The following is a 14567-nucleotide window of genomic DNA, read 5'->3' as shown; positions in this document are numbered from 1 at the left end:
TTGGGCTTCAGCCCTCTCAGTTTAAGTGGTTATATAATCTGTCAATCATACCTCATCTTTTTGAGAAAGGCTATATATCGTTTCCGGTTGCATCGGTATTGTTCAAACAGTCAACTGTCAACTGTCAACTGTCAACTGTCAACAATTATTTAGGAACTCCAGCCGTCAAAACTTCATGACAATCAACTGTCACCAAAACATCATCTTCAATTCTCACGCCAATACCGCGCCATTTTTCAGGAACCTCCGGCTGTCCTTCAACGGGTTTAATATGAGGAGAAATATAAATCCCCGGTTCCACCGTCAGCACTTGTCCGGCCTGCAAAACTTGCGGATTTTCGCCGTACTGATAAACGCCGACATCGTGCACGTCCAATCCCAGCCAATGACCGGTGCGGTGCATATAAAATGGCTTGTATTTCTCCTCTTTAATTATCTCTTCAATGTCCCCCACCAAAAGTTTTAAATCCATTAAACCTTCCACCAAAACGCGCACTGCTGTTTCGTGAATTTTGCTGTAAGGATTTCCCGGATATACTTGACTAATTGCCTGCAATTGTGCTTGCAAAACTAAGTCGTAAATTATCTGTTGTTCGGCTGTAAATTTGCCGCTGACAGGAAAGGTGCGAGTAATATCGGCGTTGTAGTAGCCGCAAGCACAGCCGGCATCTATTAACAGCAAATCATGTTCCTGAATTTGGGAGTTGTTTTCGATGTAGTGCAGGACGCAGGAATTCTCACCGGATGCAACAATTGAAGGATAAGCGGGAGTGCCGCCGTTCATGCCAAAAATATGTTCGATTTCTGCTTGAATTTCATATTCGTACCTGCCCGGTTTTGCGAATTCTTGGGCGCGGTTGTGCGCTGCAACTGAGATATTAGCGGCTTTTCGCATTAATGCTAATTCAGTTTCGCTTTTCACCAGCCGCATCGGGTGTAAAATGATGTTGGAATCTTCGACTGCTGTGGGGCCCGTGCCGCGTTTCGGATAGGTTGCCATCAAGCGCTGCCAGTGATCGAGCACTGTTTGGTCGAAAGTACGATCGCGCCCGAAGTGATAGTATATTCGATCGGCTTTTTCTAAATATTTCGGCAGTTTTTCTGCAAGTTCGGCGATCGGAAAAGCTTCATCCGCGCCGTACAATTCCTTAGCACCTTCTACTCCGGCGCGATAACCGTGCCAAGTTTCTTTTTCCAAGTCTTTTGGCTGCACGAACAAAACAAATTTGTGTTCTTCGTGGTGCGGCGCGAGCACTGCTACCGCCGCAGCTTCGTTGAAACCAGTTAAGTAGAAAAAATCGCTATCTTGTCGGTATGCGTATTCTACATCGTTGTGCATGACGGCTGCGGGTGCGCTGCGAAATATCGCCGTCCCGCTACCAATTTTGGCCATTAACTGTTCGCGTCTTTGTCGGTATTCGCTGGGGTTTGTCATCCGATTTTAGATTTTAGATTTTAGATTTTAGATTGAGTGTAATATTAACACTCGGAGGTTTCAAGCGCTGCTTGTCAGGCTTGCACCCGCAAGGGGCAAGGGTTGAAGATATAGACGATCTGTTTTTTTGTTTGTCTACTGATTATTGTATTTATGCTATTGTTCGGCGATCGCCAATTTACAAGTATAGTCAACCACCCGAGACAAAGATGAGTTGCGATCGACTAAAGTCCATCTGGGATCGAAATTAGACCAATTTTCACCATCTTCGCTAACTCTGACAGTTCTAAACTCTCGCTGCTGGCAGTTGACCGAAAGTAATTAGGTCCGGGGCCAGAGGATTCATCCGTGGAGGGAGAAAAAAAGCTCCGAATCATCTTGTGCTCGCCCCCGGATTCATCCGTGGGGTAGAATCTAAAATCTAAAATCTAAAATCTAAAATCGATTGACTTCAATTTGCGCCAACAATTTTTCGTTACTAAACTGCTGAGTTCCTAGAATAATTCGGACGGGATCGGAGGGATCACCGGGAATATCGGATTTGCTTAATTCAACGCTGCTGGGGTCGATGCAAATATCTACAAAACATCTTAATGTTTCGGCGCGGGCGCTCAAATTTATGCCAAAAATTAATGTTGAAATTACTATCAAACAAATCGATGAACTCTTAATCATATAGCAGGAGGAAGAAGTTTCTTTTGACTCGGCGGTTGAAACCGCTGCTACACAGACAAAACCCGCCTGCGCGGGTTGAATTTCTTCAGTCCGCGCAGGCGGACTTTGTTTGTGTAGAAGCGAATTCTATTCGCCCTCAATATTCACTCTTCTGTTTAAAGCTGAGGAACGTACTGTTCTTTTTCAGGAACAAAAGTGTATTCAGAGACGATTAGCCGCAACTCTTCGCCGTCAATGGTTTCTTTTTCGATCAACAAATCAACTAAGCGATCGATCACGGTGCGATTTTCGCGAATAATTCGGCGCGCGTCGTTGTAGCAGCGATCGACAATTTCCCGGACTTGTGAGTCAATCCGAGAGGCAATTTCTTCGGAATATTCCGATCGCGCCGTGAAGTCGCGGCCGAGGAAAATTTCGCTTTGCTGAGCTTCCAGGGCGATCGGGCCCAAGGTAGACATCCCGTAGCGAGTCACCATTTGCCTGGCCATGCCGCTTACTTGCTGCAAGTCGTTGCCGGCACCGGTGGTAACTTCGGCGTCGCCGAAAACTACTTCTTCGGCTGCGCGGCCGCCCAAAGCACCGCTAATCCGGGCTAAAATTTGCGATCTAGAAATCAAACCTTGGTCTTCGCTGGGCATGAACCAAGTCAAGCCGCGGGCCTGTCCGCGAGGAACTAAGGTAACTTTTTGCACGGGATCGTGGGCTTGAATGATTGTACCGACGATCGCGTGGCCGATTTCGTGATAAGCAATCAAGCGCTTGCTCTTGCTGTCCACCAAGGGAGTGCCTTCCATACCTGCTACCACGCGATCGACTGCATCGTCAACTTCGAGCATCGTAATCGCTTCTTTCCGGCGGCGGGCGGTTAAAATAGCAGCTTCGTTGAGCAAATTCGCCAAATCAGCGCCCGTAAAACCAGGAGTGCGGCGGGCGATGGCGTCCAAAGAAATCTCCGCAGACAGCTTCTTGTTGCGCGCGTGAACTTCCAAAATTTCCAAGCGGCCTTTGATATCCGGCGTATCTACGGTAACTTGGCGGTCAAAACGTCCCGGACGCAGCAGCGCCGAGTCGAGCACGTCGGGGCGGTTCGTGGCAGCAATGATGATAATGCCAGTATTGCCCTCAAAACCGTCCATTTCGGTCAGCAACTGGTTCAGGGTTTGTTCCCGTTCGTCGTTACCGCCGCCGATACCGGCGCCGCGCTGGCGGCCCACTGCATCGATTTCGTCGATGAAGATGATGCAAGGAGCATTTTCTTTAGCTTTCTTGAACAAATCGCGGACGCGGGAAGCGCCGACACCGACGAACATTTCGACAAATTCCGAACCGGAGATGCTGAAGAAAGGTACGCCGGCTTCGCCTGCGATCGCTTTGGCCAGCAGGGTTTTGCCGGTTCCGGGAGGGCCCACTAGCAGCACGCCTTTGGGAATCTTTGCCCCAACTGCGGTGAAGCGTTCGGGTTTTTTGAGGAATGTCACTACTTCTTGTAGTTCTTCTTTGGCTTCCTCAACGCCTGCTACGTCGTCGAACAGTACGCCTGTTTTAGCTTCCATTTGAAAGCGAGCTTTGGACTTGCCAAAATTCATCGCTTGGCCCGGGCCGCCGGGAACGTTGCCGCCGCGGCGGAAGAGGAAAAACAGCCCTCCTACTAACAAGAGGGGAAATACTAGATTGCCTAAAAGTCCCCAGACAGCGCCGTCGTTACGCAGGGGGTGAGTGTCGAAGCTGATTTTGGAGTCTCTGAGCTTAGAAACCAGTTCTGGGGCATTTGAGGGCAAGTCCACGCGCCACTGCTGCACGTGATTGTCCAGTTCCGGATCGACTGCTTTGACAATAGCCGTCCGACCTCCGTCGTAAAGGTCAACGCTGGTGACTCGACCGGCGTTTAAGTAATCTAAGAATCTACCGTAGCTCAGGCGGGTGCTGGCGGTGTTCTTGGTCATTTCTGTGGGAGATGGGGCAAAGGCCCCCTGCCACAAGAAAAAGCCGATGACTAAGGCAGGTAAAGTCCAAAGTAGTATAGTTTGCCAAGAAATTTTCATAAATGCGGATGCCTCGAGTTGGGGACCGATCGGGTAAGATCGCGGTGTCGGAGGAGTGCGACAAAAGTTTACACTCAGAATCTTAACTAAATTTAACTTAACAATGTACTTGAGGGCAACAGGGGCGATGCCACGAGCAATCAAGAAAAAGTTAGGTTAGTTACGGTAAGGGCGATCGTCCCGAATATAATGTTTGGTGCTGATTTCAATACCGATATAGGTAGAGTTAGAAGAATCGCCGCAAAACCCACTGTCTTTAAGCGTGGCAGTGTCAAGGGATAAGGCATGATAATGGTGAGGCTCAGTGAGGTAACACATTTCAATGACAACTAGACAGCTTGTTCCTAATTCGGCTATGCTGACGCAGCAGACTAAGACCACTTCTCACAAATCGATTATTAGTGCTGATTTGGGTCGTACTGCAACAAAAGCTTGCGTGAGTCGCAACCCAAGCAGCGTTGTTTTCATCCCTGCCAACGTGGCTGCTATGCCAGTGGAGAAGGTGCGGGGTGGCAGCTTTGAGTCAAAAGCAACAGATCCTCTGTTGGATATGTGGCTGGAGTACCAGGGCAAGGGTTACGCTATCGGCCAACTGGCTGCGGACTTTGGCGCTAATCTTGGCGGTGCCGACCAGTCAAAAGTAGTGGATGCTTTGGTTAAGGTTTTTTCCTGCGCTGGATATTTCCAAATGAAAGGCGAAGTAGCTGTTGTGCTGGGTTTGCCGTTTTATTCGCAGGATCAGTTTGAGAAAGAAAAAGAGGAGATTGTCAGCCAACTTCGTTCTCCCCATGTTGTAGTGTATCGGGGCGAGCGCGTCGAGATTGACATCCGACACGTTTGGGTGATGCCCGAAGGATTCGGCAGCCTGATTTGGTGCGAGGCTCAAGACAACAAGGAGTTTACCCCGGAGTTGCCCGAACTTTCGGTCGCTGTTGTCGATATCGGACACCAAACTACCGATTTGTTAATGGTCGATCGTTTCCGGTTCGCCCGGGCCGCTTCTAAGAGCGATTCCTTCGCAATGAACAAGTTCTACGAACAAGTTGCCTCAAAAATTCCGGGAGCAGACCCTCAATCTCTGTCTTTACTGGAAGCGGTGAACAAGCCGGAAGGCCAGCGTTTCTACCGTCCGAGAGGAGCGACTAAGCCGACTAATTTAGATCCGATTATTAAGGATTTGCGCGAGGCTTTCGCTAACGAACTGTCCGAACGTTTGGTGCAGTGGCTGCCGGAACGGGTGACGGATGTGGTTCTGACTGGCGGCGGCGGCGAGTTTTTCTGGGAGGTGCTGCAACCCTTGCTTAAAGACGCCAATCTTAAGGCTCACTTGGCTCAGCCTTCTCGGAAAGCTAATGCTTTGGGACAGTTTATTTATGCTGAGGCTCAGCTAGCCACGATTAAGTAACGCATTAAGGCTTGAACCCTATGGCACTGTGGGCAAAAAATAAGGCGAATTTCTCGGTGGCGTTTACGGAAGATGCTGCGGATCAAACTTTGCTGGCCGCTATTGAAAAAGAGTTGGCTTTCACGAAGTATCAGACTTTCAGCAATCTCTGCAAGCAAGCTTTGTGGCAGTTTTTGTCTGTATCTGAGTCGGCGTCTGAGTCGGGGGGTTCTACACCTAGCTTTCAGCGGTTGGAACAGGGTATTGCTGAACTTGCGGTCAAATTTGCTGAGTTCGAGCGCAATGTTTCGGCTGAGGAATTAAGCCGTTTGGAGGGACTGGAACGTCACCTGAGTCAACTGGGCGCGCAGTTGGATCAGTTGCAGGGAAGTGTTAACAGTAAGTTTGCTCAAGTTTCTTTTGCCCAAGTTTCAAAAGTAGTAGAGCCCGATCCGATTGAGTCTGAGTCTGTGGCGGATGATAATGTAGTCTCTGATGCTGAGGTTGCTCCTCGTCGGAATTCCGATCCGTTGTTGGAGCGTTTAAGTTCTTTGTTACCGCAAGATTTCTAGAATGAGGTAGGCAAGGTTTTTTAGCCTTGAAATGTGATGTTAGTGGCTGGCTGTTGTTAGCCAGTGCTGAATAAATAAACAAGGCGATCGCTCTTTTGAAAAAAATGGCGATCGCTTTGTTATTGCCGATTTTAGATTTTAGATTTTAGATTTACTCATTTTTGTCTATACCATTCCCATTATTCTATTAATCCTAATTTTTGCAATCGCGAACGAATGGCACTAGGCTGTCGCTGAAATCTCTGAGCTAATTCGCCAATTTGTTGACCGCTAGCATATTCTTTCTTCAAATTTTCGTCTTCATCCTGACTCCACTTGACATAAGCTCTGGGATATTTCTGGCGAATTTTCTCATTCTGGGTTTTTGGTCGATAACCATTCTTTGGCTCGGCATTCAAACCCGAACCAAACTGTGGGTTAATTTCCCCGCCGCGACTAGCTACCGCCTCCTGTACCCGGTTGGGAATCACAGCAATTTCTTGAGAAAGCTCAGCCAAAGCATTGTTTACTTTTTGCTGAAGTTCTGTTAGCTGCCGCTGCTGCAAACTGCCCCACTGCGGCAGTTCGTTGATAAACTGCTGCAAGTCCAGAATTATTGTTGTCAAAGTTTCGACTTGTTGCAACTCCGGTCGCTGTTTGAATTGGCGGCTGGTGAGTTCGATCTCGCTTTGAATCATTTTAATAGTTTTTTCTAAAATTATTAGTCGCTGGCGCAGGTTCTCAATTGCTGAAATTAGAGAGTGTACGTTTTCTCCCGGCCCAACATTGAGATTTTCGCGAGATGTTTGGGAAAGAGCTTCATCTAAAGCATTTACAGCAAGTTGCAATTCTTCGATCGCCCGATCGCTAGTAGCTGCTTGTTGATTTACGCGATCGAACGTTGCCGCCGTACTTGCTTTAACTTGCCCGTGCAGCTTCTGCCGGTTGATAAAATTCAACACCAGCGAAATCACTACAGGCACTTGGGCATAAACGCTCTGCCCCCAAACCAAACTAGCAGCCAATCCCACAGCAGAGGCAGCAATAAAAACCAATTCAGCAGTTTCTAACAAATTGCTAGACTTGGGATTTTGGATTTTCGTTGGTGAATTGGATGATGACATAAGTTAATTGGGAGTTGGGAATTGGGAATTGGGAATTGGGAATTGGGCATAGGGCATAGGGCATAGGGCATAGGGCATAGGGCATAGGGCATAGGGCATAGGGCATAGGGCATAGGGCATAGGGAGGCTGTAGATCGCCGAATTGAAAATTACTATAGTTTTTTTTATATAACAATCTACTTAAATATATTAAAGCTGCAAAATTAGTCGAGCTAAAGTGAAATAAATCAAGACCCCGAGGACATCAACTGCGGTGGTAATAAACGGAGCCGACATTAAAGCGGGGTCTAAACCCAAAGAACGAAATAGAAACGGCAGAGCTGAACCGGCAATAGAAGCTAAAATTGCGATCGCCAACAAACTCACCCCCACCGCGATTGCCACTGCTAAATTCCCTTGCAGAGTATAAGCCCAGCCCGTCGCTACAGTCCCCAATATAGCTCCTAGCAGCGCTCCCGCCATCCCCTCGCGAACAATTACTTGAAAGGGGCCCATTGCTGTAATTTCGTCAGTGTTCAAACCGCGAATTACAACAGTTGAGGACTGAGCTCCGACATTGCCTCCAGTGCCAGTCAGCAGCGGAATAAAGGCTGCTAGGGCGACTACTTGGTGCAAAATATCTTCTTGAGCTCTAATAATTGCGCCGGTGACAGTATTAGTTAAAAGCAGAACAAACAGCCACACGACCCTTTTCCGCGCAACAGTGATTAAATCGGTCTGAAAATAATTGTCGCCGCCGGACTGGACGCCGCCCAAGGTATAAATATCTTTGGCGGCTTCTTGTTCTAAAATGTCGATCGCGTCGTCAACTGTAATGATCCCGACCAGACGCTGTTCGCGGTCTACAACGGGCACAGCTAAAAAATCGTAACGCTGGATCAGCCTAGCAACTTCTTCTTGATCCGTTCCTGTTTGAACAGAAACTACTTCGCGGGTCATAATTTCCCCGACAGTTTTGTCGAGGGGGGAAGTGACTAAATCCCGCAGAGATAAAATACCGGTCAAGCTGCGTCCAGCGTCAGTGACGTAAAGAGAATAAATTGTTTCGGTAGTTTTAGCCAAAGAGCGAATTCGGTCTAAAGCTTGAGCAACGGTAAAGCTTTCTTTCAGAGAAATGTATTCCGGGGTCATGATCCGGCCGGCGGTACTGGCTTCGTAACCCAAGAGTTGCGCCGTTGCTTCCCGTTCCGTCGGGCTCAATTCACCCAACAGGCGACGGACTAATATTGCCGGCAGTTCGTCAAACAGTTTAGCTCGATCGTCCGGGGACATTTTGTCTACAATATCAATGACTTCTTGGCGTTTGAATTTTTCGCAGAGGGACTGCTGAACGCTGGAGTCAAGATATTCGTAAACTGCGATGGCTTCGTCTTTGGAAAGCAAGCGGAAAGCTATTACTTGCATGGTTTCTGGCAGGCCTTCGATAGCTTCAGCTATGTCTGCTTCCTGCACCGGATGCAAAATCGCTTTTGCTCCTTGAAAGTCTCCTTGTTCCAACAGGGCCTTTAACTGCAATCGAACTAATTCCCGCAGTTCTTTTCGCGCGTAGGTGGGTAGAGAAGACGATTGATAATTTTTTTCTGTCACTGATGACCCTCCTAACCTGTGCTGCGCGCCTTCCTGAATCCAGTTTAGAGCCTATTGACGCCACTGGTTGCAGCGATCGGACTTGCCCTGACAATATCCGCATCTTACCCCTATTCTTCTAGTGCGCGCGGAGCACTTGGCCCGATTTGCGATCAAATACATTTATCTTGATCCGCGACACTCATCGGTAAGAAAGGAGAATTGCGCCCGAGCACTTTTTCCAACAGATTCGTCGAACTTTGATTGCGAATAAAATTATTGACTGTTTCTTGCCATTCAGTATCGCTTGCTGGCAGGATCATGCCGTAGGAAATGCAGGTTAAAGGCTGCTCCGGTATCAGAGAATATTGGCTTTGAGTTAAACCCTGTCTCAGCGCTTCTCCGACTAACAGCATTCCGTCGCTAGCGAAGGCATCAATTGTTCCAGATGCCGCATCTTTTACACCCGACTGTCTGCCCGCGATACCTTCATAAATTCGCTGGTTGGCTAGTTGATATCGGCCTGCAATAAATTGTTGGGTAACAGAACCGCTCAGCACGCCAATTGTCACGTCTTGCAGGAATCCCGAAGGATTGACTTTCAGTTTGTTTTCTGGCTTGACTAACAGATAGGTGCCGCTGTATAAAAAAGGCAGCGAATATGCAATCCCGCTGGGGGGATTTTTTAGGATTGTATTAGGCCCGCATTCTAGGTGAGCGCGCTTGCTGGTAACGCTGCGGAAGCGCCCTTTTTCGGCTGATTCGTTGAGGTCTGTTTCTAGTTTTTCTAAGCGGACGGAGCGATTTAATTTCTTTTCTAAGTCAGCTCTGAAAAATTCTAAGCCTTCGATGCAAACTCCTTCCCATTTTTCGCCTTCTAAGTAGCCGAAGGGAGGGGCATCTTTTCTGATGCCTACTTTGAGAATGCCGGTTTGCCGAATTTCTTCCAGTGCTGTCTGGGCTGAGGCAACTGTAGGTAAAGCAGCGGGGAATAATATCGCAAATATGGCTGTAAATGCTGCGAGTTTTAGGTTTTTGTTAGTTAGTGCTGAGTTCATTAGTTTGGCATCTAAATAGATATTTTACTGGTTTTTAATATGATACACAAAAAAACCATATTGTCAATATATTTTGGCGGTCTAATTTTGGGCGATCGGGCTGTTTTGGGTGCTGCGATCGGCTAAATTCAACCTGCACCCTCTAAAATTAAGTTTCGGGCGTTTTGCCGCACACAAGTGTCGCGGGTTTTAATTAAGTCGCCATATCCAAGAATTTACAGCGGCTCTCTATCAGCTTTGAATGCTATATTTCACTCCTATTTTACTGCCCAAATTAAACCAACAATTGATATTTTTCTTGTGCCAAACGGTAAAGCGGCCGCCACACCAAACGGTTAGTCAATACAACCAACAGCGACATCACAGAAGTAGCAGCCAAAAGCAAGGGAAAATTCCCAGATGCCGTCGCCTGAGAAATAGTTTCTCCCAAACCCTCTGTAGTAACAATTTGACCTTTAAACTGCACGTATTCGCTGACAATACTGGCATTCCAAGCTCCGCCAACTGCCGTAATAATTCCTGTGATTAAGTAGGGAAAAATCCCCGGTAAAATTAAACTTTTCCAGCGCTGAATCAGGGATAGTTTGTAAACTTGCGCTGCTTCAAATAACTCCGAAGGTATGGCTTGAGCACCAGCAATAACATTAAACAGCAAATACCACATTGTACCCAACATCATCAGCGCCACAGAACCAATTTGCAAGCCGCCTCCAGCCTGAATTAAAGCTAGTAGCAATACGGGAAATAAAGCGGTTGCCGGTACAGAAGCGGCTATTTGTACTAATGGCTGCAAAATTTGAGCTAAACGCGGATTTCGACCGATCGCCACTCCGACAGGCACTGTCCACAACAGCGATAAAAATAGCGCGCAAATGACTCGCAAAGCCGTGAAAAATGCACCAGTTATGACTTTTTGCCAGTCAGACAAATTCAGCAACCGCAGCAGCAGCACCGCTTCCCAAGTTCCCCAAAGCACAATGACGGCAAACCCGCTGACAAATATCCAATTTATCCAATTTCCGATGCGGTTTTTTTCTCTGGGATTTGTTGGTAAATTAGCAGGTGCAAAAGCTCTTGCCAAACCGCGATCGAAACTGTCTCCAATCGGCGAAATGCGCGACTTCAAAACCCGCAGCGTCGCCGATCGCCTCAAAAAATCCAACAAGTTTGACTGCGGTACATTGGTAGCTTCCCCGGATTGATATTTAAACTTTTCTACCCAAGCAATCAAAGGCTGCCAGATCAAAAAGTCTATGGTTATAATAACACCAATTAATACTGCTAAACCCCAGCCGATCGCCCCAAAATTGCCTTCATTGGCTGCCTTGCCCAAATAGGAACCGAGTCCGGGCAAATTAAAGTTTTTGTCACCCAGAGTAAAAGATTCGATCGCAATCAAAAAGAACCAGCCGCCCGCTACTGACATGACGCTGTTCCACACCAGTCCGATCGCACCAGCGGGCAATTCTAACGTCCAGAACTGCTGCCAAGCATTGAGCCGATAAACTTGAGCAGCTTCCTTAAGTTCTCGCGGAATGCCGGAAAGCGACTGATAGAAACTAAAGGTCATATTCCAAGTCATCCCAGTAAATATTAAGATAATCGATGCGAGTTCTACGCCGATTCTTTGACCGGGAAATAAAGTAATTAGCGCTAAAACAACTCCAGGCAAAAAAGATAAAACCGGAATCGACTGCAAAATGTCTAACAAGGGAATTAAAATTTTTGCTGCTAGGGGAAAGCGGTAAGCAGAATAAGCATAAACTAGGGTAAACAGCAGGGATAAAAAATAGGCGGCTGCCATGCGTAAAAGACTCTGGGCTGTATATGCTGGCAAGACATTTAGCGTGGTCTCAATTTTAAAATTCGGGTTGTAGTCACTGCTGAATTGAGAAGCTGTTTGGACAATTACTAAAATTAGAGAGAAAATTGCTAGAATCAGCAAGCCGTCTTGCCAAGTCCAAGCTGACCTTTCTAAAGTTTTATTGGCGGGTGTTAGAGGTCTTGTCATAATAATTAGTTATTGGGAATGGGAATCGGGCATCGGGCATCGGGCATCGGGCATTGGGCATTGGGCATCGGGCATCGGGCATCGGGCATCGGGCATCAGGTATCGGGCATTGGTTATTGATTATTGGTTATTGGTTAATTGGTTAATTGGTTAATTGGTTAATTGGTTATTGGTCATTGGTTAATTGGTTATTGGTCATTGGTTAATTGGTTATTGGAGGCAGAGCCTCCGGGTATGTATTCCCAGGCCGAGCCTGGGAACAAGACTAAGATACCAACAACTAACAACTAACAAATAACAAATAACAAATAACAACCAACAACTAACAACTAACAACTAACAAATAACAAATAGCAAATAACTACTCAGCTTTATCTTCGGATTCTAAGAAGATTTCGCCTCCCGGTTCATCGTAGCTGTACAACTCTGCATAACGACCCCAATCAATAGCAGTTTTTAATTGCCGCATTGCTTCTTGGGGGCTAAAGTGGGCTTCGAGAATATCCAAAATCAACTCTTCAGAAATGCGGTGATTGCGCTTTGCCTGAAGCATTCGAGAAACTTGTTGTACGAGGCGAATATTGCTGAGAATTTGGGTGCGAACAATTTGTTTGCGCTGGTCAATGCCGCCGGCAATAAACTGAATGCCAACTGGTGTTAAAAGGAGGTCGCCTTCTTGAATTACCAGAAATTCCATTAATTTTGCTGCTTCCACGATCGGCAAAATGTCGTCAACCTCTAACATTAATTCTTGACCGAGGCGGTAGAGGTCTTTTTCCTTGCGGTCTTCCAAGAGTTCCAACAGACCTGCGATCGCACCAGTTCGCACCTGCGGCAGAGATTGGTATTTAGCGCTTTGACCGGGTTGAGTTTGAGACACAGCAGCGGCACTTTCAGCAGGTGCTGTCACTGTTTCGCAGCTCAATTCGGGATTGGTGAGAATTTTGTAAACTTGGTCTACGAGGGCTTGAAATTCCGCAGTTTTGCGATCGCGGTAGTGCGGCAAAGTCACTGTCATTTCGGCGCGAATTCGCCCCGGGTTGCGGCCCAAGACTACAACGCGATCGGCTAAAATTACCGCTTCCTCAATCCCGTGAGTTACGATTAACACAGCTTTAGTCGGAATCTTCTTTTCCAGCCACAAATCTAATAACTCAAACCGCAAGTTTTCTGCAGTCAGCACGTCTAAAGCTGAAAATGGTTCATCCATGCAAAGCAATTCGGGTTCCACCGCCAAAGCTCTAGCAAATCCCACCCGCTGCCGCATTCCGCCGGAAAGTTCTTTAGGATAAGCATTTTCAAATCCGTCCAAACCGATAATGTCAATCATCCGCAAGGCTTTTTGACGGCGCGGTTCTGGCAATTCTCCTTTAGCTTTTAAGCCTAATTCTACATTTTCTAGTACCGTCAGCCAGGGATAAAGGGCAAAGTTTTGAAATACAATTGCCACCCCAGGATTTAAGCCGACTAAAGGACGATTGTGGTAGAGAACTTGACCGCCGCTGGGCGGGATAAGTCCGGCAATCATCCGCATTAATGTTGATTTACCCGAACCGGAAGGCCCGAGCAAAGCTACTATTTCGCCCGATCGCAGCTCTAAATTAATTGGCTCTAAAATAGAGATTTTTTGACCGTTGGGCTGCTGGTAAGCTTTGCTAACGCCTTCTAAGGTGATGAGGCACTCTGTTGCTGTTTTAACTATCACAACTAAACCTCCTCGCTTGTTGTTTAAATTTAGTCAGTAGTCAGTAGTCAGTAGTCAGTAGTCAGTAGTCCGCAGTCCGCAGTCCGCAGTCCGCAGTCATTAGTTAAAAACTCTGGGAAACTGACAGCGGATAACGGCTAATTGATACCAGTTTCGTAAAATAATGCAACCGCAGGCAAGCCCCAAACCATGATGCAGTCAATCGATTGCGCGATTTTAGATTTTAGATTTTAGATTAAATAATTGAAGCATTGACCCCACGGATAAATTCGGGGGCTTGTATCCTGGATGATTTCGGTCAGTCATTCTCAATCGAAAATCCAAAATCCAAAATCCAAAATGGTATGACTGCCGAGTATTCGGCCAATTTTCTGTGACAGACGATCGCTTTTTCACCAGGAACAAGACGGGAATAGCAGCGACTTGGAGCGCAACTGAAAATACAACCAGCCAAGTAATTGAGCGATCGTACAAAATTCCGATCGCCAAACTGCCCAGAAACCATGATAAGCCATAGCCTGTGTTAAATATCCCACAGGCGGAACCTATTTTGTCGGCAGGCACGAGTCCAGCTACGGCGGCTTTCAAAATCGATTCCTCGGCTCCCATACCTATACCCCATAAAGTCATTTCTAGCAATGCCCCCTGCCCGTTTCCGAAGAATACCAATGGGGCAAACAGTGAAGAAAAAATTACTGCAAACATCATGGCCGAGATGCCGATGCGATCGAACTTGCCGCCAAAAAATCAGGGCGGCGATCGCATCAATTCCCATCGCCCAAGCGTAAAATAGCGGAATCTGGCTGTCAAATGCGATCGCCCTCCTGTGGAATTCAGTCGATTTAAGATGTGAGACTTCGGAGTCAGCGCTGAGTCGAACGATTTTTGATTTTTGATTTACTCCACAGATGAATCTGGGAGTTTGAACAAAAGTCTAAAATTTCGATCTCTCCACAACAGGAGTACGTGGCACGGTATCCGTTTTTGGGCGGGCTCAAAGGTAATGAAGGAAAAAT

At 47.0% G+C, this 14567-nt stretch carries 11 protein-coding genes; 2 read left to right on the top strand and 9 right to left on the bottom strand.

What is annotated here, in order from left to right; all coding sequences use genetic code 11:
* Positions 1-145 precede the first annotated feature (145 nt).
* The 3 genes from QUA56_RS29795 to ftsH2 all read right to left on the bottom strand — a co-directional run bounded on the left by QUA56_RS29795 (position 146) and on the right by ftsH2 (position 4152).
* Positions 146-1435: an aminopeptidase P N-terminal domain-containing protein gene (locus tag QUA56_RS29795; RefSeq protein ID WP_333365491.1), complete on the bottom strand. Its 1290-nt coding sequence runs from the start codon at positions 1433-1435 to the stop codon at positions 146-148.
* A gap of 435 nt (positions 1436-1870) precedes the next feature.
* Positions 1871-2110 (bottom strand): hypothetical protein, encoded by a 240-nt coding sequence (locus QUA56_RS29790; RefSeq protein WP_333365488.1) that lies wholly within the window; start codon positions 2108-2110, stop codon positions 1871-1873.
* 155 nt (positions 2111-2265) lie between these two features.
* A complete protein-coding gene (ftsH2, locus tag QUA56_RS29785) occupies positions 2266-4152 on the bottom strand; it encodes an ATP-dependent zinc metalloprotease FtsH2 (protein WP_333365485.1) in 1887 nt (628 codons plus the stop codon).
* A 322-nt stretch (positions 4153-4474) separates the two neighbouring features.
* Between ftsH2 and QUA56_RS29780 the strand changes: the two genes are divergently transcribed.
* Entirely contained in the window at positions 4475-5557 is a 1083-nt protein-coding gene (locus tag QUA56_RS29780) for a ParM/StbA family protein (RefSeq protein ID WP_333365482.1), read from the top strand.
* Between the two features lie 20 nt (positions 5558-5577).
* Complete coding sequence (locus QUA56_RS29775) at positions 5578-6108, top strand: hypothetical protein (protein WP_333365479.1); 531 nt, start codon at positions 5578-5580, stop codon at positions 6106-6108.
* A 179-nt stretch (positions 6109-6287) separates the two neighbouring features.
* On the opposite strand, the gene QUA56_RS29770 is transcribed toward QUA56_RS29775, so the two are convergent.
* The 6 genes from QUA56_RS29770 to QUA56_RS29745 all read right to left on the bottom strand — a co-directional run bounded on the left by QUA56_RS29770 (position 6288) and on the right by QUA56_RS29745 (position 14256).
* Entirely contained in the window at positions 6288-7211 is a 924-nt protein-coding gene (locus QUA56_RS29770; RefSeq protein WP_333365477.1) for a hypothetical protein, read from the bottom strand.
* Positions 7212-7400: 189 nt separating this feature from the next.
* Positions 7401-8798: a magnesium transporter gene (mgtE, locus tag QUA56_RS29765; RefSeq protein ID WP_333365474.1), complete on the bottom strand. Its 1398-nt coding sequence runs from the start codon at positions 8796-8798 to the stop codon at positions 7401-7403.
* 152 nt (positions 8799-8950) lie between these two features.
* Entirely contained in the window at positions 8951-9835 is an 885-nt protein-coding gene (locus QUA56_RS29760; RefSeq protein ID WP_333365472.1) for an amino acid ABC transporter substrate-binding protein, read from the bottom strand.
* Positions 9836-10109: 274 nt separating this feature from the next.
* Positions 10110-11846, bottom strand: a complete 1737-nt coding sequence (locus tag QUA56_RS29755) for an ABC transporter permease subunit (RefSeq protein WP_333365467.1) — start codon at positions 11844-11846, stop codon at positions 10110-10112.
* A gap of 361 nt (positions 11847-12207) precedes the next feature.
* Positions 12208-13551 (bottom strand): nitrate/sulfonate/bicarbonate ABC transporter ATP-binding protein, encoded by a 1344-nt coding sequence (locus QUA56_RS29750; protein WP_333365464.1) that lies wholly within the window; start codon positions 13549-13551, stop codon positions 12208-12210.
* Between the two features lie 216 nt (positions 13552-13767).
* Positions 13768-14256 (bottom strand): hypothetical protein, encoded by a 489-nt coding sequence (locus QUA56_RS29745; RefSeq protein WP_333365493.1) that lies wholly within the window; start codon positions 14254-14256, stop codon positions 13768-13770.
* Positions 14257-14567: the final 311 nt, after the last annotated feature.

The organism is Microcoleus sp. N3A4, assembly GCF_036701805.1.
Lineage (GTDB): Bacteria > Cyanobacteriota > Cyanobacteriia > Cyanobacteriales > Microcoleaceae > Microcoleus.
Note: the sequence above shows the minus strand (reverse complement) of the source record. Positions and strands in the feature narration are given on the sequence as shown.